At 41.5% G+C, this 22,116-nt stretch carries 23 protein-coding genes and 1 tRNA gene; 18 read left to right on the top strand and 6 right to left on the bottom strand.

The genetic code is table 11. From position 1 onward, the window contains the following. Position 1 precedes the first annotated feature (1 nt). The 14 genes from N480_RS21780 (at position 2) to N480_RS21715 (ending at position 12,338) form a co-directional block, all read left to right on the top strand. The gene (locus N480_RS21780; RefSeq protein WP_063374548.1) at positions 2-1,216 is read left to right on the top strand and encodes an IscS subfamily cysteine desulfurase; all 1,215 of its coding nucleotides are present in this window, start codon (positions 2-4) and stop codon (positions 1,214-1,216) included. Positions 1,217-1,275: 59 nt separating this feature from the next. After that, on the top strand, positions 1,276-1,659 hold the full coding sequence (gene iscU, locus N480_RS21775) for a Fe-S cluster assembly scaffold IscU (protein WP_063374547.1): 384 nt from the start codon (positions 1,276-1,278) through the stop codon (positions 1,657-1,659). Between the two features lie 10 nt (positions 1,660-1,669). Then, positions 1,670-1,993, top strand: a complete 324-nt coding sequence (gene iscA / locus N480_RS21770) for an iron-sulfur cluster assembly protein IscA (protein WP_063374546.1) — start codon at positions 1,670-1,672, stop codon at positions 1,991-1,993. A 62-nt stretch (positions 1,994-2,055) separates the two neighbouring features. Continuing rightward, positions 2,056-2,580 carry a co-chaperone HscB gene (gene hscB, locus N480_RS21765; RefSeq protein ID WP_063374545.1) on the top strand — a complete coding sequence of 175 codons (525 nt, stop codon included), beginning with the start codon at positions 2,056-2,058 and terminating at the stop codon, positions 2,578-2,580. A gap of 32 nt (positions 2,581-2,612) precedes the next feature. Further along, positions 2,613-4,475 (top strand): Fe-S protein assembly chaperone HscA, encoded by a 1,863-nt coding sequence (gene hscA / locus N480_RS21760; protein WP_063374544.1) that lies wholly within the window; start codon positions 2,613-2,615, stop codon positions 4,473-4,475. 1 nt (position 4,476) lies between these two features. Further along, on the top strand, positions 4,477-4,815 hold the full coding sequence (gene fdx / locus N480_RS21755; protein ID WP_063374543.1) for an ISC system 2Fe-2S type ferredoxin: 339 nt from the start codon (positions 4,477-4,479) through the stop codon (positions 4,813-4,815). 66 nt (positions 4,816-4,881) lie between these two features. Beyond that, positions 4,882-6,315, top strand: a complete 1,434-nt coding sequence (locus N480_RS21750; protein WP_063374542.1) for an NAD-dependent succinate-semialdehyde dehydrogenase — start codon at positions 4,882-4,884, stop codon at positions 6,313-6,315. 150 nt (positions 6,316-6,465) lie between these two features. After that, positions 6,466-7,353 carry an NTP transferase domain-containing protein gene (locus tag N480_RS21745; RefSeq protein ID WP_063374541.1) on the top strand — a complete coding sequence of 296 codons (888 nt, stop codon included), beginning with the start codon at positions 6,466-6,468 and terminating at the stop codon, positions 7,351-7,353. Positions 7,354-7,396: 43 nt separating this feature from the next. Further along, on the top strand, positions 7,397-8,467 hold the full coding sequence (locus N480_RS21740) for a phosphotransferase enzyme family protein (RefSeq protein WP_063374855.1): 1,071 nt from the start codon (positions 7,397-7,399) through the stop codon (positions 8,465-8,467). Between the two features lie 184 nt (positions 8,468-8,651). After that, entirely contained in the window at positions 8,652-10,025 is a 1,374-nt protein-coding gene (locus N480_RS21735; RefSeq protein ID WP_063374540.1) for a Gfo/Idh/MocA family protein, read from the top strand. 69 nt (positions 10,026-10,094) lie between these two features. Further along, a complete protein-coding gene (locus N480_RS21730; protein ID WP_081231959.1) occupies positions 10,095-10,595 on the top strand; it encodes a nuclear transport factor 2 family protein in 501 nt (166 codons plus the stop codon). An 81-nt stretch (positions 10,596-10,676) separates the two neighbouring features. Continuing rightward, positions 10,677-10,931: a YkoF family thiamine/hydroxymethylpyrimidine-binding protein gene (locus N480_RS21725; protein ID WP_063374539.1), complete on the top strand. Its 255-nt coding sequence runs from the start codon at positions 10,677-10,679 to the stop codon at positions 10,929-10,931. Then, positions 10,931-11,551, top strand: a complete 621-nt coding sequence (gene pnuC, locus N480_RS21720; RefSeq protein WP_063374538.1) for a nicotinamide riboside transporter PnuC — start codon at positions 10,931-10,933, stop codon at positions 11,549-11,551. Before N480_RS21725 ends, pnuC begins: the two co-directional genes overlap by 1 nt. Continuing rightward, a complete protein-coding gene (locus N480_RS21715) occupies positions 11,538-12,338 on the top strand; it encodes a phosphotransferase (protein WP_063374537.1) in 801 nt (266 codons plus the stop codon). Before pnuC ends, N480_RS21715 begins: the two co-directional genes overlap by 14 nt. Positions 12,339-12,379: 41 nt before the next feature. On the opposite strand, the gene N480_RS21710 is transcribed toward N480_RS21715, so the two are convergent. Beyond that, positions 12,380-12,562: a helix-turn-helix domain-containing protein gene (locus N480_RS21710; protein WP_063358849.1), complete on the bottom strand. Its 183-nt coding sequence runs from the start codon at positions 12,560-12,562 to the stop codon at positions 12,380-12,382. 210 nt (positions 12,563-12,772) lie between these two features. On the opposite strand from N480_RS21710, the gene N480_RS21705 reads away from it, so the two are divergent. Then, positions 12,773-12,847 (top strand) — tRNA-Arg (locus tag N480_RS21705). A gap of 24 nt (positions 12,848-12,871) precedes the next feature. Here N480_RS21705 and N480_RS21700 read toward each other — a convergent pair. The 3 genes from N480_RS21700 to recQ form a co-directional block, all read right to left on the bottom strand. Further along, a complete protein-coding gene (locus tag N480_RS21700; protein ID WP_063374536.1) occupies positions 12,872-14,575 on the bottom strand; it encodes a ShlB/FhaC/HecB family hemolysin secretion/activation protein in 1,704 nt (567 codons plus the stop codon). 71 nt (positions 14,576-14,646) lie between these two features. Beyond that, positions 14,647-14,946: a DUF3630 family protein gene (locus tag N480_RS21695; protein WP_063374535.1), complete on the bottom strand. Its 300-nt coding sequence runs from the start codon at positions 14,944-14,946 to the stop codon at positions 14,647-14,649. An 11-nt stretch (positions 14,947-14,957) separates the two neighbouring features. After that, on the bottom strand, positions 14,958-16,772 hold the full coding sequence (gene recQ / locus N480_RS21690) for a DNA helicase RecQ (RefSeq protein WP_231102301.1): 1,815 nt from the start codon (positions 16,770-16,772) through the stop codon (positions 14,958-14,960). A gap of 284 nt (positions 16,773-17,056) precedes the next feature. On the opposite strand from recQ, the gene rarD reads away from it, so the two are divergent. Continuing rightward, positions 17,057-17,965, top strand: coding sequence for an EamA family transporter RarD (gene rarD, locus N480_RS21685; protein ID WP_063374533.1), 909 nt, complete (start codon positions 17,057-17,059; stop codon positions 17,963-17,965). Between the two features lie 36 nt (positions 17,966-18,001). Here the strand turns inward: rarD and N480_RS21680 are convergent, their stop codons facing one another. Together N480_RS21680 and maoP are read right to left on the bottom strand one after the other, a co-directional pair. Further along, on the bottom strand, positions 18,002-19,237 hold the full coding sequence (locus N480_RS21680; protein WP_063374532.1) for a response regulator: 1,236 nt from the start codon (positions 19,235-19,237) through the stop codon (positions 18,002-18,004). A 145-nt stretch (positions 19,238-19,382) separates the two neighbouring features. Next, positions 19,383-19,766: a DUF413 domain-containing protein gene (gene maoP, locus N480_RS21675; RefSeq protein ID WP_063374531.1), complete on the bottom strand. Its 384-nt coding sequence runs from the start codon at positions 19,764-19,766 to the stop codon at positions 19,383-19,385. An 85-nt stretch (positions 19,767-19,851) separates the two neighbouring features. On the opposite strand from maoP, the gene N480_RS21670 reads away from it, so the two are divergent. Next, positions 19,852-20,700: a LysR family transcriptional regulator gene (locus N480_RS21670; protein WP_063374530.1), complete on the top strand. Its 849-nt coding sequence runs from the start codon at positions 19,852-19,854 to the stop codon at positions 20,698-20,700. Between the two features lie 166 nt (positions 20,701-20,866). Beyond that, entirely contained in the window at positions 20,867-21,805 is a 939-nt protein-coding gene (locus N480_RS21665) for a porin (RefSeq protein WP_063374529.1), read from the top strand. Positions 21,806-22,116 lie beyond the last annotated feature (311 nt).

Here is a 22,116-nt window from a genome sequence, read left to right as displayed (position 1 = left end):
AATGAAATTACCGATATATTTAGATTATGCTGCGACCACGCCGGTTGATCAGCGTGTTGCTGACGAAATGATGCAATGCCTGACAATGGATGGTAATTTTGGTAATCCTGCGTCCCGTTCACACCGTTTTGGTTGGCAGGCCGAAGAATTAATTGACCAAGCGCGTAATGATATCGCTGATTTAATTAATGCTGATCCTCGCGAAATTGTATTTACATCAGGCGCAACAGAATCAAACAACCTAGCAATTAAAGGTGCTGCTAACTTTTATCAAAAGAAGGGTAAGCACATCATCACGGTTAAAACTGAGCATAAAGCGGTTATTGATACATGCCGTGAGCTAGAGCGTCAAGGTTTTGAAGTGACTTATATGGACGTTGAAGAAAACGGCCTTTTGGATCTGAAAAAGCTTGAGAGTGAGATCCGCGAAGATACTATCTTAATTAGTGTTATGCACGTGAATAACGAGCTAGGTGTTATTCAAGATATTGCGACAATCGGTGAAATGTGCCGTGAGCGTAAGATCATGTTCCACGTAGATGGTGCGCAAAGTGCAGGTAAAGTTGCAATTGATATGAAGCAACTAAAAGTTGATTTCATGTCTTTCTCTGGTCACAAAGTGTATGGCCCTAAAGGAATTGGTGCACTGTATGTGCGTCGTAAACCACGTGCTCGCCTTGAAGCGCAAATGCATGGTGGTGGTCATGAGCGTGGTATGCGTTCAGGCACATTGGCAACGCACCAAATCGTCGGCATGGGGTCAGCTTTCCGCATTGCAAAACAAGATTTTGATAAAGATCATGCACATATCAGCGCATTACGTCAGCGCTTAATTGACGGCATTATGGATATGGAAGAAGTGTACTTCAACGGTACGGTTGACCAGTCTGTGCCTGGCATTGTAAACATCAGCTTCAACTATGTTGAAGGTGAATCACTGCTTATGGCCGTTAAGGATATTGCTGTTTCTTCAGGGTCTGCATGTACTTCTGCGAGCCTTGAACCTTCATACGTATTACGTGCTTTGGGTCGCAACGACGAATTAGCACACAGCTCGATTCGTTTCAGCATTGGACGTTTTACGACAGAAGAAGAAATTGACTACACCATTAAGCTAATCAAAGACTCCATCGGCCGTTTGAGAGAAATGTCTCCTCTTTGGGAAATGTTTAAAGATGGCATCGATTTAGATTCAGTTGAGTGGGCACACCATTAAGCAAGTCAGCTTATATCGACACTGTAGCAGGTATATAAGCGGTTAGTGAGGAAAGAGTTATGGCATATAGTGATAAAGTAATTGACCACGTGGAAAACCCGCGTAATGTCGGGACGTTAGATAAGAACGACCCAAATGTAGCAACTGGTATGGTTGGTGCGCCAGCATGTGGTGACGTGATGAAACTACAAATTAAAGTTTCTGATGAAGGCGTTATCGAAGATGCGAAGTTTAAAACGTACGGTTGTGGTAGTGCAATTGCATCATCCTCTTTGGTAACTGAGTGGGTTAAAGGTAAAACATTAGACCAAGCTGCTGAAATTAAAAATACAGATATTACAGCTGAGCTTGAGCTTCCGCCTGTTAAGATCCACTGTTCAATCCTTGCTGAAGATGCTATCCAAGCAGCGATTGCAGATTACAAAAGTAAACAGACGAAGTAAGAGATAGATTATGGCAGTGACACTAACTGAAGCAGCGGCAAATCGTGTACATACATTCCTAGAGAATAGGGGAAAAGGCATTGGCTTGCGTGTAGGTATTAAAACTACGGGTTGCTCAGGTCTTGCATATGTTCTCGAGTTCGTTGATGAACTTGCAGAAGGTGATGAAGTGTTCGAAGAAATGGGCGTTAAAATCATCGTTGATGCAAAAAGTTTGGTTTATATCGATGGCACAGAATTAGACTACACCAAAGAAGGTCTGAATGAAGGGTTTAAATTTACAAACCCAAATCAGAAAGATGAGTGTGGTTGTGGTGAAAGCTTTACTGTTTAGCCAGCGATATTGAGTTTGAGCTAAAGCCCTGCCTTGGTAGGGCTTTGCTGTATTAGGTCCGTATGCGATATTTTGAATTATTTAATTTGCCTGCAATCTACAACGTTGATTTAAAACAGTTGAACCAACGTTACTTAGAGCTGCAAAGAGCTGTACACCCTGACAAATATGCTGGTAAAAGCGAGCGCGAAAAGCTACTAGCTGTGCAAAAAACGTCAGAGATTAATGACGCACTTGCAGTGCTCAAACACCCAGTGAAGCGAGCAGAGTATATGTTGAGTGAACGTGGTGTTGATATACGTGCAGAGCAACAAACATTGCAAGATCCGGCTTTTTTGATGCAGCAGATGGAGCTTCGAGAAGCGCTAGAAGATATACAGCACAGCTCAGATCCAGAGTCTGAAATAGATGCGTTTGAGGCACAAATCAAATTGCTAGACCAGCAATACAGTGCCAAACTTGCACACCAGTTAGCAGATGAAGATACATCGGTATTAGAAGTCGCTGCGGATAATGTTCGCAAGTTAAAGTTTATTTATAAGTTACGTGAAGAGCTATCTCGTATTGAAGATAATCTTCTCGATTAATTTAGCGTCACTACTTAAGTTAAAAGAGTACTATGGCATTATTGCAAATTGCTGAGCCGGGGCAGAGCGCGGCACCACATGAACATAAACTCGCAATAGGCATCGACCTAGGCACCACAAATTCTTTGGTTGCAACGGTGCAAAGCGGTGAAGCAAAAGCCCTGCCTGACCTTAATGGTGACGCGATGCTTCCGTCTGTTGTTCGCTACCATGCTGAATCGGTTACCGTGGGTAAAGACGCTCAATCAGCAGCTGTTGAAGATCCAACCAATACGCTTATTTCTGTTAAGCGTTTTTTGGGCAAATCAATTTCAGAAGTCGAAGCTAGATATCAACAGCTGCCTTATGAATTTACAGAACATCAAGGTGCTTTGGCGATCAATACGATTGCTGGCCCTGTTAATCCAATACAAGCTTCAGCTGAAATTTTAAAGACACTCTATCAACGGGCAACAGACAGCTTTGGTGGCGAAGAGATCGTCGGTAGCGTAATTACGGTTCCAGCATATTTTGATGATGCACAAAGACAAAGTACTAAAGATGCAGCAGAACTTGCGGGTCTCAAAGTATTGCGTTTACTAAATGAACCTACGGCGGCGGCAGTTGCATATGGTCTGGACTCCGGCCAAGAAGGTGTGATTGCAGTATATGACTTGGGTGGTGGGACATTTGATATTTCAATTTTGCGTCTGAACCAAGGTGTATTTGAAGTATTGGCAACAGGTGGCGATTCAAGCTTAGGTGGTGATGACTTTGATGCGCTGTTAGTTGAGCACTTTAAAGCTGAACTAAATTTAAGTGATTTGACGCCTCATGAATTACGCTTATTGATTGAAAAAGCAAAGGCTTGCAAAGAAGCGCTTAGCGGCTATGAAAAAGTAAACGTTAAATTACCACTGCGCGATGAAGAACATTTAGTCACCGTTACACAAGCACAATTTGCCGAGCTTGTCGCGCCTCTTGTTAAACAAACGCTAAGAGCATGTCGCCGAGCTTTAAAAGACGCAGAAGTAACGAAAGAAGAAGTCCTTGAAGCGGTTATGGTTGGTGGCTCTACTCGCATGCCTGTGATCCGAGAGGCTGTGGGTGAGTTTTTTGATAAAAAACCGCTGACGTCAATTGACCCAGATCGTGTTGTAGCAATAGGTGCTGCTATCCAAGCTGATATTTTAGCGGGTAACAAACCTGACTCTGATATGCTGCTATTGGATGTGTTGCCCCTGTCTTTGGGCCTTGAAACAATGGGTGGCTTGGTTGAGAAAATCATACCTCGTAATACCACTATCCCTGTTGCTCGGGCTCAAGAGTTTACAACATTCAAAGATGGTCAAACAGCCATGTCATTGCACGTATTGCAAGGCGAAAGAGAGCTGGTAGACGATTGTCGTTCTTTAGCTAAATTTAGCTTGAAAGGCATTCCCGCGATGGCTGCTGGTGCAGCGCACATTCGTGTGACTTTTAAAGTAGACGCAGATGGATTATTAAGTGTATCTGCAATGGAAAAATCAACAGGTGTTCAGGCTGAAATTCAAGTAAAGCCTTCATTTGGTTTGAGTGATGATCAAGTAGCGCAAATGCTTAAAGACTCCATGAGTTTTGCAAAAGAAGATATGCAAGCGCGTATGTTGAAAGAGCAACAAGTGGAAGCACTCAGAGTATTAGAAGCGTTAGAGGCTTCTTTAGAAACTGAATCTCATTTACTTAATGAGGGTGAGCTACAAGCATTGCGTTCTGCAATGGCGATGTTAGATGACAAACGATTAAACGCATCTGAGCCTGAAGAAATTAAGCAAGCTATTGAAGTGGTGGATGATGCAAGTAGTGAATTTGCATCGCGCCGCATGGATGTATCAATTAAACAGGCACTGCAAGGTCAGTCAGTAGACGAGGTTTAAAATGCCACAAATTATCTTTTTACCCCATGAAGAGCTTTGTCCTGAGGGCGCTGCAATCGAAGCGAAATCTGGTGATACAGTACTAGATGTAGCGTTGAAAAATGGTATCAGTATTCCTCATGCATGTGAAAAATCATGCGCATGTACAACATGCCATGTTGTTATCCGCGAAGGTTTCGATTCGATGGAAGAAAGTGATGAGCTTGAGGATGATATGCTTGATAAAGCTTGGGGCTTGGAGCCTGAATCTCGTTTAGGGTGTCAAGCTGTAATAAACGATGAAGACTTGGTTGTAGAAATACCCAAGTATAACCTCAATATCGTGAACGAAGAGCACTAATAAAGCGTTATTAAAAACAAAAGGCTGTAGTTAACCACTACGGCCTTTTTTGTTTGGAGCACATTCATGTCTAAAAAAATAAAAACTGCACACTCCATTATAAACGGGCAGCCCTATGAAAGTACGACCATGTTGGAGGTTCAAAATCCGGCAGATGAGTCTCTAATCGCTAAGGTCAGTGAGGTAGATACACGCGCTGCTGAGAACGCGCTCAATTATGCTAATGCGTGTTTCATTGAACTGAAAGAGACAACAGCTCAAGCGCGAGGTGATATTCTTTATCGCTGGTACGAGCTAATTTTGCAGAATAAGGTGCGGCTCGCTGAGTTAGTGACACAGGAGCAAGGGAAACCTCTCAAGGAAGCATTAGCAGAAGTAGCGTATGCCGCAGGGTATGTGAAATGGTTTGCTCAAGAAGCTGAGCGAGCTTATGGTTCTATGATCCCCGCACATACAGCTTTTCATCAGATAAGCACTGTTAAGCAAGGTGTTGGCGTCGTCGTGGGTATAACACCATGGAATTTTCCGTTAGCAATGATAACTAGGAAGGTCGCGCCTGCCTATGCTGCTGGTTGTAGTTTTATCTTAAAGCCCTCTGAGTTGACGCCGTTAAGCGCAATTGAGTTAGCTAAACTAGCCCTCGATGCTGGGTTTGAATCCGCTGCCTTTCAAGTATTGGTTACATCAAAGCCTCAAGATTTGGTGAAGCAACTAAATAGTCATCCTACCGTACGAAAACTGACTTTTACCGGCTCAACAGCTGTCGGTAAATTATTGCTAGAGCAAACAGCACAGTCTGTAATGCGCACATCCTTAGAGCTTGGTGGGAATGCCCCATTTATTGTATTTGAAAGTGCTAACTTGGAAGCGGCGCTTGAGGGGTTAATGATTGCTAAATTTCGTAACGCAGGACAAACTTGTATTGCAGCAAATCGAGTATTATTACACAGGAATATCAAACACCAGTTTATTGAGATGCTAAAAACCCGGTTATCAGCCTTAACTATCGGCAATGGTAATAGCGATGATGTAGATCTGGGTCCCTTAATAAATAGTGCCGCCAAGCAAAAGGCATTAAATTTGGTGCTCAATGCAGGCCAACAGGGCGCAAACGTTGTATATCAAGGTGATAGCATGCAAGGAAACTATATGTCACCTGTGATCCTAGAAAATGTAGAGCAAACCATGGCCATTTATTGTGCCGAAATATTTGCACCCGTTGTCAGCGTGATTGAGTTTGAAACCGAAGAGCAGGCTATTCAGTTGGCGAATGAAGTAGAAGTTGGATTGGCCGCGTACATTTATTCCACTAATAGTGAACAATTGCATCGTGCGTCTTTAGCACTCGACTTTGCGATGATTGGTCTAAATGAAGGGGCAATATCAAATCCGGCAGCCCCATTTGGAGGAATGAAGCAGTCGGGGCTTGGCAGGGAAGGGGGAGCTCAAGGAATTGACGAATATTTAGAAGTCAAATATCTATGCCAACGCTTTAATTAACTTGGCTATCAGACACTTCAAAACAATATAATTACCCAATAATATTGCAAAAATTGTATTTGGAACAATGCAATTTTTGCAATTGCTTTAAATTTATGAAAAAGCTAGGTAGACTCCTTGAACTTAAAATAAATTGCTAGTGAATTTATAATGACAGATGCAGCATTACCTTCACTGGTTGTATTAGCCGGTGGTTTAGGGACACGTTTTGGTGGTGGGAAGCAAATTGCTGAACTGCCAAAAATAGGTAAGACAATCATGGAACTCAGCATTTTGGATGCGTATAACGCTGGCGTAAGACACGTTGTATTGGTGATAAATGCATCTGTAAGGGAAGTGGTTGAATCTCGGATTTTACCGAGATTACCGTCAGACTTACAGATAGATTTAGCTGAGCAGTCAATTGAGGCGATACCAAGCAGATTTGCTACTTTTGTGGGAAATCGTAAGAAGCCTTGGGGGACTGGTCACGCGTTACTATGTGCCAAAGCGTTTGTATCGGGCAATGCAATCGTCATTACAGCTGATGACTACTATGGACCTAATGCATATTTGCAGCTTGTCGAGCATTTTTGTTCAGCAGATCATGATACTAGCAATATGGCGATAGTAGCCTATCCTTTATCTCAAACGATGTCTGAAGTGGGCGGTGTGAATAGAGGTGTATGTCAACTTGATAACAACACCCTTTTATCGGTTCATGAGTATACAGATATCAAACACGCTGAAAGTGGCTTTACAGGGATACATAATAAACAATTAAAATCGATAAATGAAAGTGCGCTAGCATCAATGACCTGCTGGGGAATAACACAGCCTTTGTTTGCACATTTAGAGTATCAATTCGAGCGCTTTTTAGAATCCCATGACAGCGATGTCAAAAAAGAGTATTATTTACCCGATTGCATTCAGCACATGATTAATTTAGAGCAAACTATCGTTCGCGTTTATCGATCGCGTGACAGATGGTTTGGTGTTACCTATAAAGAAGAAATAGACAGTGTCGCAGGAAAAATACATGAACTACGTCACGGATGAATTAGCCGCAAGTTTAATTACTACACCCATTTACAAGGTAAGTATGGAATATCGTTCAAATGCTGAACATTTAGCTGTACAGTACGGCCTATCAGGCGAAGAGATCTCGATGAAACCGATTGGTAGTGGGCACATTAATACGACCATGCTTTTAACCGACGGTAATAGAGCGCTCGTCGTTCAAAAATTGAATACAACGGTTTTTCCTCAGCCTGAGCATTTGGTCGATAATGCCCGTTTGATAGAGATGCACTTAGCATCGAAAGCACAATCTGGCTTATACGGCTTAGGGATTATAAAACACGTTGCGACTACTTCTGGTAAGTTCTTAGTGGAGTATCAGGGGGAAGTATGGCGTGCATTAGAGTTTATTGGTAAGAGCTACAGTGAAGACGTTGTCGATTGCGCCATTAAAGCTCAAACAGCAGCGGGTGCATTTGGTGAATTTGCAAATGCGTTAAATGATTTTGACGCTACGCAACTCAATACGGTTATTCCTGATTTTCATAATTTGAGTATGCGTATTGAAAAGCTTAAAAACCTGATACAGAGTGACCCGCTAGGACGCGGTGAAACTTGTGTTGACGATATCGCGTTTTGCGAATCTCAGTTTGAGCTTGCGCAGGAAGTAAAAGCTGTGGAAGCTACTTTGCCTCTACGAGTTTGTCATAATGATACAAAGATAAATAACATGCTATTCAACTCGGAAACTAACGAGGCTAAAGCTGTTATCGATCTTGATACGTGCATGCCTGGCTACTGGTTATATGACTTCGGTGATATGGTGAGAACTTTTTGCTCTCCAGAACAAGAAGACTCGACGAATCTTAGCAATGTAGCTGTTCGTATCAATATCTTTGAAGCGATTGTAAAGGGCTACATATCCGCGGTAGCTGACAAACTTACAGAAGCTGAAAAACGCAGCTTTATCCTAGGTGCCAAAGTAATGCCATTAATGATAGGTATTCGCTTTTTGACAGATTATCTAGACGGTGATAATTATTTTGCCGTGAAGCATGAGACGCATAATCTAGAACGAGCAAGAAACCAATTTGCTTTATACAAAGACATTGTAAATAAAGAAGCGCAATTAAGCGCAATCATAAACTCATAAAAAAAGCGCGAAAGCGCTTTTTTTATGAGTTTATCGCATCCTTTTGCTTATGGAATCTGTATCAGTTAGCGTTACTACGATCTGTATTGTCATTGAGCGAACTTCGCTGGGCACGACACCAATTTGAATTTTAAGTCAGAAACAAAAATTACTAACAAATATAGGCTTTATTTTAGGATCGAAGATGACTCAAATAAATAGACGACACTTTTTAAAAGCTGCCGGCGCGGCAGCTGCTGCAGGCATGGTATCAGGCTGCGTGCAGACCCAACACTCAATGAACCAATCACAACGCAAACAAGGAAACTCAGTCATCGGTCTGGTTGTCCCTAAAATGGATGTGGTCAGAGTTGCCTTTATTGGTGTCGGGCAGCGGGGTTATGGACATGTAAAGCGCATGAGCTATATTGAGGGAACTGAAATAGTCGCTATTTGTGATACTCATAGCGAAGTTTTGGAACGTTCTGCAAAGTTTCTTACCGATAATGGAAAAAGCAAACCTGCATTATATGGTAGCAGTGAATTAGCATACAAAGAGATGCTGAGCCGCGAAGATATCGATATTGTGATCATCTCTACACCATGGAAGTGGCATGCTCCGATGGCTATCGATACCATGACTAGTGGCAAACACGCCTTTGTTGAAGTGCCATTGGCGTTGACTGTTGAGGAAATGTGGCAAATTGTTGACACCGCAGAGCGTACCCAAAAAAATTGCATGATGATGGAAAACGTAAATTACGGGCGCGATGAGTTAATGGTGTTGAACATGGTTCGCCAAGGCGTATTTGGAGAACTGTTACATGGAGAAGCTGCCTATATTCATGAGTTGCGTTGGCAAATGAAGGAAATTGAGCATAAAACTGGCTCATGGCGCACTGAATGGCATACTCGCCGCGATGGAAACCTGTATCCCACCCATGGCTTAGGGCCAGTATCTCATTACATGAATATCAACCGAGGTGATCGATTTGATTACTTAACTTCGATGAGTTCGCCGGCGCTTGGACGTGCCGCTTATGCTCGTAGAGAGTTTGATGCTGATCATCAACGCAATGCGCTAAACTACATTTGCGGGGATATGAACACAACGATGATTAAAACTGTAAAAGGGCGCTCCATTGTTGTTCAGCATGATACTACGACACCAAGACCATACTCTCGCCATAATCTCATTCAAGGCACTAATGGTGTGTTTGCGGGGTTCCCTAATCGAATTGCGCTAGAAAGCGGTGGTAGGGGCTCATTCCATGACTGGGATGAAGATATGAGCTATTGGTACAAAAAGTATGACCACCCACTTTGGGTCAAAATGGGCACAGAGGCCGAGCGAAATGGTGGCCATGGCGGAATGGACTTTCTAATGTTCTGGCGCATGATTTACTGTCTAAGAAATGGTGAGCCACTAGACCAAGATGTTTATGATGGCGCAGCGTGGTCCGTGATATCTCCATTATCAGCGCAGTCAGTAGCCAACCGAAGTGAGTCCATAGAGATCCCTGACTTTACGAGAGGTGAGTGGCGAACGGCGGAACCGCTGGGAATAGTTGGATCCTAGAAAAAAGCGCCAGTAAGGCGCTTTTTTTATGTTTTAATAAGTACGCATCAATTAGTGTAAGGATGAAAAATGCTAAGAAATTTGTGTCTGGGTACGCTCCTTGTATTCCTTTGTGCCTGTAATGTTACTCCTAAAAGTGAAAGCGCAATTACGTTATCCGAAGTTGCAAAACAGTATGTAACTGCTTATCAAAAAAGGGAAAATTTTGACGAGTTCCTGTCATATTACGATGAAAATGTTGTTTTAGAAGACATGCTCTATGGCATTAGGGTAAACAATAAGCGTGAATTTGCAGAATTCTTCAACTGGGCTGCCGGTGATTTTAAGGTTTTGAACAATGCGCCTACTTTCGTGGTCACCCAACAAGTAATTGATGAACAACAAAGAACCATCGTGCTATATGGTTCATTTAACCCTTTTGTCTACAATACTAATCAGTTAGGGCCTTGGCGCTTTACGACGTTATTAAAGCTCAATGAAGATGGCCTGATTTACTACCAGCAGGACTGGATAAACTACTTCCCAAGAAGCTTTATAAATGAAGCAAACAATTTAAATATAAAACCCTAAGCTAAGTTCTTTTGCCCAATTGGGTCGTTAACATGTACACTGCAGGGACTTTAGAATGGTTAATAGACTTTGGAGCATTGAATGCAGCTTTCGGTAGAAATCAGTAAGTACCCACTTCACTCTGATTACATACCTTTTATAAAATCGTTTATCGATAGGGTAAATCAACACGGCGAGTTGAAAGTAATCACAAATACGATGTCCACCCAAATTTTTGGCGAGTACGATGTTGTGATGGAAGTACTACAAAAAGAAATGAAGGCATCCTACGAGCAATTTGGAAAGAGTGTTTTTGTTTGTAAGTTTATATCTGGCGACTTATCTCCTGAGGTTTAATGGAACTGATATATGAAACGCTTGCAGGGTTTACTGCAATGTCTGGGTGGGAATATTTAGCCGTTGTACTCTCAATGCTTTATTTATTGCTCGCTATTAAAGAAAATATATGGTGTTGGCCAGCTGCGTTCGTTAGCACATTCATTTATACCATAATGTATTGGAATGGTGCGTTACTCATGGAGTCATTTTTGCATTTCTACTATTTGGCAATGGCCTTTGTAGGATGGTGGATGTGGCGCTCTGGCAAAAAGAATGAGGAGTCACAAATCGTATCTTGGTCATTGCAGCGCCACATGCTCATTATCATTGTGACCGCTTGCGCAGCTGTTACGATGGGATACCTTACCGATACCTATACACATGCAGATCTGCCTTACCTGGATAGTTTGACGACCTGCTTTGCTATCGTAACAACTTACTTAGTGGCCAAAAAGGTATTGGAGAATTGGCTTTACTGGATACTAATAGATGCAACTTCAATGTACCTGTATTACCTGAAGGGTTATTATCCAACGCTAGCGCTCTATGTTTTTTACACAGTTATGGCCTGTTGGGGTTACAAAAAGTGGTATGAACAATATACCAAAAAAGAAGGCAAGCGCCTTGCAGAACTCTGAATTAGCACTTGTGCAAACTGTTTTGTACAAACTATATCCACATTATCAGTCAAGCAGTATTCGGAAACTTGAAAAGGGCCTGAGTAATCGCAATTTTTATTTTGAGCTCGATGGTAATAAATACATAATCAAGTTTTACGCCGATTCAGTTCCTCAAGAAGCTCTGCAAGCTCAACAGCAACTTGCAGAGCACGGTTTAGCGCAGTCTGTCTTATATGTCGATGCTCAAGAGAAAATCGCGGTGCTCGAATACTTAACTGCATCTTCTTATGATGTAAAGGTGTCAGAAGCACTTGTAAAAACACTTGTTGCGATTCACCACTGTAATGTACTTGATAAAACTAAGCTAGAATTGAAGCATCACCTCTCTGAGGCCGCGTTTTTTTTAAATCTAGATGGTTTAGCTGACAAGTTAAATAGACAGTTGTCTCGGTGGCCGCATGACATCCGTTACTGCCATAATGATTTAGTGAAAGACAATGTACTGCAAACAAGCAATGGTATCTACTTTATCGATTTTGAATATGCTCAATATAACGATTTGTACTTTGACTTGGCCGCACTAAGTTGCTCTTTCGAGCTCACTAAAAGCCAACAGAAAACCTTGTTAGATACTTATTATGATAACTGTGAATCACCTCTTCCAAACTATGCGGAAAAAAAGCTTGAAGCGTACATAGGGTGCTACTTAATTGTGAGTATTGCTTGGTACCAGAAAAAGCAGTTTAAAGAACCTTGTAAGCCCTTAGAATGTTTGCTGATTAAGTGGCTGGAAGAAAACCGGTAGGTTTTGCCTCGCAAGTAAGTACTAGCGAGGCCATAAAGCACTTAAATACCACCTAGCCTTTTCGCTAGTTCTTTATACTTCTCGACATCATCCTTGTCAAAGATCGGTTGGCCATTTTCGTCATGGTCTTTTGCAATCAGTAAGTTCTCTCTTGCAAGCCGTCTTACACGCTCCACTTTTACACTTAAAAACTCTGCAACTTGCTCAGTGGTCATAGGGGTCATAATACAAATCCTCTAGATGATGTTAGGTAGCCTAGCTACTAAAATCGATTTACGTTTATTATTGTTAAACTCTAAGCATAGCTAAATATATGAGGCTTAGTCCAATTGAATATGATTTTTAATAATTAGTTTAAATTATAGGCATACAGTTGTAGCTGGGCTGGTATTTCGTTAAAGATATGATTATTATGTTGCTGCCTTTAATGCTGTGCTCTCGTGGTGAAATGGATATCACGTGGCTCTCCGGAAGCTAAGTTACAGGTTCGATCCCTGTCGAGAGCGCCAGTACTCTTCTCTAAAACATTTAAATCAGAATTTATTTTTCACAGTAAAATGCCACTGAACTGAATCAACCTTGTCAGGTTTATTAATCGGGGCGGCTAAGTCCAGGTGTAAAACAAGCCCCGAATTTGCGCGACTGGGTGCCATTCTCAGGCCAAATCCAATATTTTTATAGTACTTACTGTTTTCGATAAAGAGCGCTTTGCCATCGACGCGACCTATATCAAAGTAGGCAGCCCCTCCGATCTTAAAGAGTTGCAACAGGTCGTACTCCCAGTAATAGCGTTTCTCTAAGTTGAGTACAATACGCTTCTCACCTTGCAGGTATCTGGCAGGAAAACCTCTTAAGCCAGTCTCACCTCCTAACGTAAGCTGCTTATCTTCTGTTAGGTGCTTACCATACGACACATTTAATTGAGCATACCAAGATTCAATGTCATGTGTGTTCAGGTAATATTCTAAATTGAGTTCAGAGATAAAATTCTCGCTTTCACCCTTCTCGACATTCCAATTCCCATCAACTGACAAACGAAATCGCATCAAGCTTTTTTCAGAGCTGAAATGAGCTTTACTAATTGATGCGTTCCAAATCCATCGAGTGTCATCGTTTGTCACAGAATCACTTGAAAAGCCAAGCAACGTATTAATATTCCATCCAAGGTTGAGATCTTCGGTTCGGTATATGGAATCAAAATTTTTAACCTTGATAAATGCATCTTGAAACCATTGGGTTTGCACATATGGATAACTGAGTGAGCGATTTTCAGCGATGGGTAAGCGCGTCTCTGCAATGTGGTAAAATGATTGCTCCTCATCTCGATAGCCAACTATGAATCTGCGCGTCCAACTATTTGCAAGTTGCTTGGCCATGCCAAAGTATGCTTGGGATAATTCTGTTTCTTGAAGAAACTCAGAAACTGTTTCTCCATTTTCATAAAGTGGCTCTATACGTTTATTAGCAAAGTTAAGTGCGCCATAACTGTATGGGGTGTTGGTTGAGAAAAAAGGGTAGTCGACACCAATATAGTGTCGTTCGCCATCGTCGTTGTCAGAGTATTCCAATCGACCTTGGTATCGCGTAGACAGTATATTGGGGTCATCGTAGACAAAAAGGTAACCACTTCTATCCGCATCGTCTATATGTGTCAGAGAAAGGCGTTTTCCATGCCCAAAAAGGTTACTTTCACGAAACCCTATACGGCTTGAATTTTCCCCCCCACTGCGACTAAAACTGATATCAGGCAGTAAAGTCCAAAGGTCCCTAGTGACGACTGTTACTGCGATATTTCCATCGCAGTCTGTCTCTGCGAATACTCTAGCATCATACAAGTATGGCTGTTTACGTAATAAACGCTCAGATTCTATCAGTAATTTAGGGTCATATTTACTGCGCTCTTTAAAGAGCAGGATACTCTTAATTACGTCTGGTTTAGTGGTGACATGAGCGCGGTTAGCAAACCTGAATAAGGCATTGTCTTCTTCGGGTAAAGAAGTATCAAAAACGTTAAGCTGATGGAGGGTGATCGAAGAGATCGTCGCATTTTCTAACTGTGGCAAAACATGTTCCGAGCTTAACTCGCGAGTAAAGCTGCCATCATTTATATCTACTTGACGGTCATTGCCGCAGCTTTTAAGCCATTTAGCGTGATCTTTAGCCCACGCTGTCGAGAGGCTACCAAAAAAAGGTGTTGTTAAAAAAAATACTAAAAAACAAATTCTTGATAGCACCATATGTATGCCCAATACCGTTTATTCTTATTAGTATGGCTTAATTTAGGCACACATGCTTGGGTAAGTCTATATTATTGTTGTAAATTTGAACAAATAGAGGCGTGTAAAAATGACATGAGTGCAGATGCATCAACGCCTTCAGGCGATATCCAAATGCTTTCACTGTAATACTCATAGTTCAATGCAAAAGGCTGTTGGTCAAACTCGAATCGCCATTGGTGTCGATCGGCACCCTGATTGAACTCAATGATTTTCAACTTATCCATCGTCAGAAAAACTTCTCCCCACAATTGAAAGTCATCTGTATCTGGGAGCATGCTAGGGCTAATTAGAAGTACATCTTGTTCTTCTAAGTAAGTAATCTTAGTCATTTTTTTCCTGATTATTCTGCAGCTAGATAATTGCGGATCAATTGCATGAAAGGCGCCCCATATTTGGAAAGCTTGGTAAAACCAACTCCCGAAACTTGTAAAAACTCGCTGTCGCTAGTCGGTGTTTGCTGTGCCATTTCCGCTAAGGTCTTATCATTAAATACGACATATGGAGGTACGTCATCTTGGTCGGCAAGCTCTTTTCGCAAACTGCGTAACTTTGCAAATAGTTTTCTATCATAATTGAACTGTGCCAGTTTATCTTGATAAACGTGACTGGCTTGTAGGCGGGGCTCAGCTAAGTTCAAGACGTACTCGCCCTTGAGTACCGCGCGAGCAGCTTCCGTTAGCTGTAACGTTGCACCTTGAGTAATGTCTTGCGCTAACAAGCCATGGTGTATCAATTGGCGCAGAACGCTGAGCCAATATTCATTACTGTGTTCTTTTCCTATTCCGTATGTACTTAACTCATGGTGCTGATTGTCTCTGATCCGCGCTGTATTTGCACCGCGTAGTAAGTCTACGATATACCCTAAGCCAAAGCGTTGTTGTGCTCTGTATACGCAGGATAAGGCTTGCTGAGCGACCAAAGTAGCGTCAAAGCTTTTCGGTGGATTAAGACAAATGTCACAGTTACCGCAGGGCTCTCTTTGATATTCACTAAAATAATTAAGTAATATCTGTCTACGGCAGGTTTGTGCTTCTGCGAAGTTTGCCATTGCATTAAACCTTTGCTGTTCTACTTTTCTTCGTTGCTCATCGGGGATATCTTCAAAAAAACGTCTAACCCGGCCGATATCAGCGGGATCAAAATACATAATTGCTTCTGCAGCTAAGCCGTCACGCCCTGCACGGCCTGTTTCTTGGTAATAAGCTTCGATGCTTTTTGGAATATCATAATGTAAAACAAACCTTACATTGGGTTTGTTTATCCCCATTCCAAAGGCGACGGTTGCGACAACAATTTGAATGTCATCTCGGGCAAAGGCATTTTGTACAAATTGCCTTTGCTCATTTTCCATCCCCGCATGATAAGCAGCGGCGTTAAGCCCACCATCGGCAAGCTTTTCTGCAATTTCATCAACTCGTCTACGGCTGGAGCAATATATAATGCCACTCTGACCTTTCTGTGTTTTTAGATAACGCATCAATTGCGAGAGCGGCTTAAACTTTTCCTCAATGGTGTAGCGGATGTTCGGTCGATCAAAACTACCAGTGTGCACAAATGGTTCTGCTAGGCCAAGTTGAGCCACAATATCTGTGCGAGTTGCCATATCAGCGGTTGCCGTAAGTGCCATAGTTGGAACATGTGAAAATGCTTGCTTCAATTCATTTAAACGGCAGTAGTGAGGGCGAAAATCATGCCCCCAATGAGAAACACAGTGCGCCTCATCAATCGCAAATAATGATAGATTTAAATTACTTAGTCGATCAATAAAGTCTCTTTGCAGTACTTTTTCTGGTGCAACATAAAGCAGCTTAATTTCGCCGTTGTGCAAACGTTGATAAATGCTTTGTTGTTGTTGCCAATCGATACTATTGTTAACGAACTCAGCGGAAATGCCCTGAGCTTGAAGCTGTGCCACTTGGTCTTGCATTAAAGAGATGAGGGGCGAAATTACGATAGTGACACCGGGCAACATAAGAGCTGGTACTTGATAGCACAGGGACTTACCACCACCAGTGGGTAACAGAACTAAACTATCACGTCCGCTAAGACATGCTTCAATAGTATCTAGTTGGCCAGCTCTAAAGCTTGTATAGCCAAAATATTCTTTAAGTACGGATTGGGGTGTCAATGATTCAAAAGTCGCGCGTGTTTCCATTGCGCGCATTTTAGAGTGTTTTGGTGAAATTGTCTTCTTTTAATATGCGTATTCTTTTGACTACTAGAGCATGTAAGCTGTAAGCAGTTCATTTTGTTTTTAAGTCATCTTCAAAAGCAAAGTTAAAAATACAACAAAGACCCTATATTGGCATGTTGACGATACACTCTGTAAAGAAATTGAAGTCCTAAATTATTGTGCTTAATGCACTGCCATGGTGGTGCTTTATTTATTCTGTATAATGCTGCCCTTCTTCACGATTGGGTGATAAATAGGGGAGTGACATGACAGCCGATTCTAATGTAAGGCAAGGCTATATATATGCAACATTGGCCTTCATAATGTGGGGGCTCGCGCCCATTTATTTTAAGTCTATAGAACAGGTTGATGCGCTAGAGATACTGGTGCACAGAGTAATTTGGTCCGTTGTATTTATCTTCATTGTTATTTCATTACGCAACAATTGGGACAAGGTTCGCAAGGTCCTCGGCAATGCTAAAGTGATGATAATGTTGGTAGTTACCGCTTTGCTATTAGGGTTTAATTGGGGCTTATTTATATGGGCTGTCAATAATGGCTATATGCTAGACGCAAGTCTGGGCTACTACATTAATCCTCTATTGAATGTGTTTTTGGGCATGTTGTTCTTATCGGAAAAGCTACGCCCCGGACAAAAAATAGCGGTTCTTTTGGCGTCAACAGGGGTAATTATTCAGTTAATTAGCTTTGGCTCATTTCCATATATTGCCATGTCATTGGCGTGTTCGTTTGCAATTTATGGGTTACTTAGAAAAAAAATGGCTGTGGAGTCGTTGCCAGGGATATTCATTGAGTCTTTGATTCTTCTGCCGTTAGCATTGGGGTATTGGTATCTTCTTGAGCCGAGTTCAACTAGCAATATGCTTGATAATGCTTTGAACCTGAACCTTTTGCTGATTGCTGCGGGGATTGTCACGACACTTCCATTACTTAGTTTCACTGCGGCAGCAAAAAGATTACCTTATTCTACACTTGGGTTTTTCCAGTATATTGGACCAAGTTTAATGTTTACTTTGGCTGTCATGTTTTACGGTGAAGAGTTCGATATTGAGCGTGCCGTTACATTTGCATTTATTTGGGGAGCCTTGCTTCTTTTCAGCATAGACTCTTTACGAGCGAGCAAAACTAAAAGCCCGACGTTATCGCAAAGTTAAACACCACAATTGGCCTCTTAAGCACTTAAATGGCAATTAAGAGGCTATTTGATTCCTTCCAGACTCTTTGGCCTTATATAGGTTTTCATCAGCAATTTTAATGAGCGGGTCGATACTTTCAATAGCTTTGTCTACAACGCCGATAGAAACGGTAAATGGAATATGGTAGGGGGTAAGGGAACTGCTATTCTTTTCTAAAAAGAGTCTAAATTGCTCAAGCTGCGCCATGTTTTGTTCGCTATTTGCGCAGCGAAATAGCACCGCAAACTCTTCACCACCAAGTCGTGCATACAAATCGTGTTGGAAGAACTTTTCAAAACACTCCCCAATTGACTGTAACACTTTATCTCCAGCATCATGCCCGTGTTGATCATTAATCTTTTTGAAAAAGTCGATATCAATCATGGCCAACATACTGCTTTGGTTTTGCCGACAGTTTAGAGTGAGTTGCTTACTTGCGTGTTCAAAAAAATATCGTCGGTTAGGCAATTGTGTTAAGTAGTCAGTGTTAGCCTGCCGTCTGATGGTTGCGATATTTTCAAGCATGTCGACGTTTTGACTCAGGCGACAGTAAAACTCTTCAGGGTTAAAGGGCTTTCTTAAATAGTCGTTTGCTCCACTTTTCAAAAAGCGAGCGGAAAGGTAGGCATTATTTGTGCCTGAAATGCCAATGATAGCTTTATCATCATTACTATACAGGCGGCGGATCTCCGCACACAATTCTTCACCACGCATTCTCGGCATTTCATTGTCAGTAATAATGACATCTATATCAGGGTTTTGATTCAAAGTTTCTAATGCTTCGATACCGTCACCCGCAACATAAACTTGATATTTGTGTCTTTGTAGTAATGAGCTAATGTGCCTACGCGTGGCGGCTGAATCATCCACTACAAGAACTTTAACCTGCTCGTTTCTAGGTAATCGTTGCAGTTGCTTTTTTAAATACTGGTAGGCTTGCTTGTTTTCTTTGGTGATGTAGTCAATCACAGGATACTTATCTACAGTATCTCGAGTGCTAGACTCTAAGTTACCCGTCATAACTATCGTAGGAATATTTGCCTTTACAGTATAAGGAATGGCCTCGCCATTCGTTGCATCTGGCAATACGAAATCGACCACGGCGCAAAAATAATTATGATCATTAATTAGTCTCTTTGCACTCTCTAAAGTCGTCGCTACGTCAACATCGTAGCCAACTGAACTTGCGATGTGTTTTTGGACTTTTGCAATAGTCGGAGTGTCTTCAATGATTAGCACTTTTCTTAACACACGCACAACCTTAACAGCCTTTTATACTTCAGTTTTAACTGAAAGCGACAAAAAAGCAATGAAGAATATAAGATTCATACGGGGAGCATTATTAGAAACCTGTTGTATCCCCGTATTCACGGTCATAACTATAAGGTTGGATTAATCAACTTGAGACTTCAGCGACTGGCTGCTCTTCATTAATTTTAGGACTCTCGTAATGAGAGGGGGGCTTAACCTGACTACTCAAAGTGTGGATTTTATGTTTACGAGTTGTCAGCGAGAGGTACTTGTACCAAATTTTTTCTATTCTATTTTCTGGCGGCCGTTTGTTCTTCAGCATTTCAACGAATTTTTGTTGGTAAGTATTAACTGGTGCTAGCTTTTCGTCATGTAGACTTTTTAACAGGTATCCATGTTGTTGTAACAACTCAGACTCCAATAAAGTAAAGTGACCGCTTCTCGAAAATCCCTGTGGAAAATTCAAATCATCGTAAAATGATTTGGATGCAGTAAAAGCTTCTTTTAATTCCGCTATATTCATATCCATGATGTTTCCCTCGCATCGTTTGCAACGAGTATGGACTATTATTTTGGCTTTTTTAAACGAGATTTTTTAATCAAAAGGTGGGGTAATGGACAAGGAACTATTAAAAACTTTTGTCGAAGTTTCAAAGACTCGCCATTTTGGCCGTGCAGCTGAAAATCTGTATATAACCCAGTCGGCGGTAAGCTTTAGGATTCGACAACTGGAGCAGCACTTAGGGGTCAGTTTGTTTACTCGACAAAGGAACAACATTCAGTTAACTGCGCCAGGTGAGAGGTTACTACCACATGCGCAAATGTTGCTTACAGGCATGCAGCGAGCGAGATTGGATGTTGCTCTGGCAAATAATATGCGTCAGCAGTTGTCATTAGCTGGGACGCCAAATATCTGGGATGCATATTTGCAATTTGGCATAAACCAGATTGTGTCGTCTATGCCTGGTGTCTCCTTAGTTGCTGAAGTTAAGACTCAGCAAGAAAGTACAAGACTGCTTCTTGAGCGAACTTTAGATGTAGCAGTTTTGTTTGATCCACCTAAAGTTGATGAATTAATCGTTAGACAAGTTAAAAACTTGTCTATAATTCCAGTCAGTACCTTTAACACAACGAATAAGGATGATTTTTTTGGCAAACAGTATGTGTATGTTGATTGGGGAACTGCGTTTTCATTGTGGCATGCTCGGCAATTCGCCGGTGCAGCGCCTCCCTATTTTCGTACAAGTACTGGGCGTATTGCGCTGGAACTAATTTTGCAGTGTGGCGGGTCTGCTTATTTACCTAAAATGCTTGCGACTGACCTCATCGAGCAGCAAAAGCTGTTTCACGTTGGTTCGGTGGAGCACAATTTTAGAGAAGTATACGTAGCCTATCATAGAGGGAATGATCAGCTGGAACACATAGAAACCATAGTAAATCTATTGGCCTCTATCATAGACTGATTGAGAAATAGTTGTTTTTAGTAAGATTACCTATTTATGACACAATGCTGAAATTTCAGTTTCAATTAAATTTCATTTTTATTTTACGTGTAATATTTCTGTCACTTACAGCTGGCAGACTGCGCCTGTCTAATAAATTACGTGTTGCGATATTGAGGAAATACACATGAAACTAACCAAATCAGCATTATTACTCTCTATTCTTAGTGGTCTATCTTTGAATGCTCATGCCGATGTTGATGTATATGGTAAAGCAAACCTGTCAGTACAATCTTCTGACGAAGGTGACGGCTCTTTTACTGAAGTGAAAAGCAATGCTTCACGTTTCGGTTTCAAAGGTTCTGAAAAACTAGATTCAGGACTTGAAGTAATTTACAAACTAGAGTTCCAAGTCGACGTGTCAGACGCGGACTCAAAAGGAGATGATGACAACATTACTGCTCGTAATCAGTATGTCGGTTTAAAAGGCAAGTATGGTGAGGTTGTTATCGGTCGTAACGATACTGCTTTTAAACAGTCTCAAGGTAAAATTGACCTATTTAATGACTTAGAAGCTGATATTAAGAACATCTTTAAAGGCGAAAACCGTTTAGGCGATTCTGTTTCATTCAAGTCGGCAAGCTACAATGGGTTCAAAGTACTTGGTACTTTTATTGCGGAAGATGCAACTGATGGCGAAAATGGCTATTCAGGTGCGATTACATATGGTGACGCAAAGCTTAAAAAGTCAAAGTTCTATGTATCACTTGCTGGTGATAGCGAAGTAAAAGGCTATGATGCTTTTCGTGTAACTGGCCAGTTCAAAGCTACGGATGATTTGAAGTTGGGCGCAATGTACCAGAAACAAGAAAAAGTAGATGGCACAGGCACAGCTGATGGCTTCTTACTTAATGCTGCTTACAGCTTTGGCGCAAATACTGTTAAACTTCAGTATCAAATGATTGACTTTGATGCCGCAGCTTCTAAAGATGTGGATGGCATCAGCATAGGTATCGACCACAAACTAGCTAAAGCTGCTAAGTTGTATGCATTCTACTCATCAGTTGATGAAGACAATGGTACAGAGGAAGATTATTTAGGCCTTGGTATTGAATACAAGTTCTAAAAAAGTCCTTCTATATAAGATATCATGCAGCAAAAGCCCTCTAGTTTAAGAGGGCTTTTGTACTTTTGGGTTGTTTTTTGTGCTTAAATCAGCGTTTTTGTTTGCTATTTGAGCTGTTGGAGTTTTTTTTAAATTTTCTTATAAAAAACGCTTGCGCCAATCTTAAATCTCCCTATAATGCGCACCCACTGACACGGCGGGATGCAACGAAAAGCGCAAACTAAAGTGAAGGTAAAGCTAAACGGAAAGCTTAATTGAAAATAAATTAAATTTTCTAGTTGACTTTAAAGGTGAAGCGGTTAATATGGCGC

Origin of the sequence: Pseudoalteromonas luteoviolacea S2607 (assembly GCF_001625575.1) — a bacterium.
GTDB classification, from domain to species: Bacteria; Pseudomonadota; Gammaproteobacteria; order Enterobacterales; family Alteromonadaceae; genus Pseudoalteromonas; species Pseudoalteromonas luteoviolacea_E.
Note: the sequence above shows the minus strand (reverse complement) of the source record. Positions and strands in the feature narration are given on the sequence as shown.

What these genes read in the sequence shown, in the direction of transcription:
- N480_RS21780 (WP_063374548.1), top strand. Translation starts at nt 2, where the DNA reads ATGAAATTACCGATATATTTAGATTATGCTGCGACCACGCCGGTTGAT.
- iscU (WP_063374547.1), top strand. Translation starts at nt 1,276, where the DNA reads ATGGCATATAGTGATAAAGTAATTGACCACGTGGAAAACCCGCGTAAT.
- iscA (WP_063374546.1), top strand. Translation starts at nt 1,670, where the DNA reads ATGGCAGTGACACTAACTGAAGCAGCGGCAAATCGTGTACATACATTC.
- hscB (WP_063374545.1), top strand. Translation starts at nt 2,056, where the DNA reads ATGCGATATTTTGAATTATTTAATTTGCCTGCAATCTACAACGTTGAT.
- hscA (WP_063374544.1), top strand. Translation starts at nt 2,613, where the DNA reads ATGGCATTATTGCAAATTGCTGAGCCGGGGCAGAGCGCGGCACCACAT.
- fdx (WP_063374543.1), top strand. Translation starts at nt 4,477, where the DNA reads ATGCCACAAATTATCTTTTTACCCCATGAAGAGCTTTGTCCTGAGGGC.
- N480_RS21750 (WP_063374542.1), top strand. Translation starts at nt 4,882, where the DNA reads ATGTCTAAAAAAATAAAAACTGCACACTCCATTATAAACGGGCAGCCC.
- N480_RS21745 (WP_063374541.1), top strand. Translation starts at nt 6,466, where the DNA reads ATGACAGATGCAGCATTACCTTCACTGGTTGTATTAGCCGGTGGTTTA.
- N480_RS21740 (WP_063374855.1), top strand. Translation starts at nt 7,397, where the DNA reads ATGGAATATCGTTCAAATGCTGAACATTTAGCTGTACAGTACGGCCTA.
- N480_RS21735 (WP_063374540.1), top strand. Translation starts at nt 8,652, where the DNA reads ATGACTCAAATAAATAGACGACACTTTTTAAAAGCTGCCGGCGCGGCA.
- N480_RS21730 (WP_081231959.1), top strand. Translation starts at nt 10,095, where the DNA reads ATGCTAAGAAATTTGTGTCTGGGTACGCTCCTTGTATTCCTTTGTGCC.
- N480_RS21725 (WP_063374539.1), top strand. Translation starts at nt 10,677, where the DNA reads ATGCAGCTTTCGGTAGAAATCAGTAAGTACCCACTTCACTCTGATTAC.
- pnuC (WP_063374538.1), top strand. Translation starts at nt 10,931, where the DNA reads ATGGAACTGATATATGAAACGCTTGCAGGGTTTACTGCAATGTCTGGG.
- N480_RS21710 (WP_063358849.1), bottom strand. Translation starts at nt 12,562, where the DNA reads ATGACCCCTATGACCACTGAGCAAGTTGCAGAGTTTTTAAGTGTAAAA.
- N480_RS21700 (WP_063374536.1), bottom strand. Translation starts at nt 14,575, where the DNA reads ATGGTGCTATCAAGAATTTGTTTTTTAGTATTTTTTTTAACAACACCT.
- N480_RS21695 (WP_063374535.1), bottom strand. Translation starts at nt 14,946, where the DNA reads ATGACTAAGATTACTTACTTAGAAGAACAAGATGTACTTCTAATTAGC.
- recQ (WP_231102301.1), bottom strand. Translation starts at nt 16,772, where the DNA reads ATGGAAACACGCGCGACTTTTGAATCATTGACACCCCAATCCGTACTT.
- rarD (WP_063374533.1), top strand. Translation starts at nt 17,057, where the DNA reads ATGACAGCCGATTCTAATGTAAGGCAAGGCTATATATATGCAACATTG.
- maoP (WP_063374531.1), bottom strand. Translation starts at nt 19,766, where the DNA reads ATGGATATGAATATAGCGGAATTAAAAGAAGCTTTTACTGCATCCAAA.
- N480_RS21670 (WP_063374530.1), top strand. Translation starts at nt 19,852, where the DNA reads ATGGACAAGGAACTATTAAAAACTTTTGTCGAAGTTTCAAAGACTCGC.
- N480_RS21665 (WP_063374529.1), top strand. Translation starts at nt 20,867, where the DNA reads ATGAAACTAACCAAATCAGCATTATTACTCTCTATTCTTAGTGGTCTA.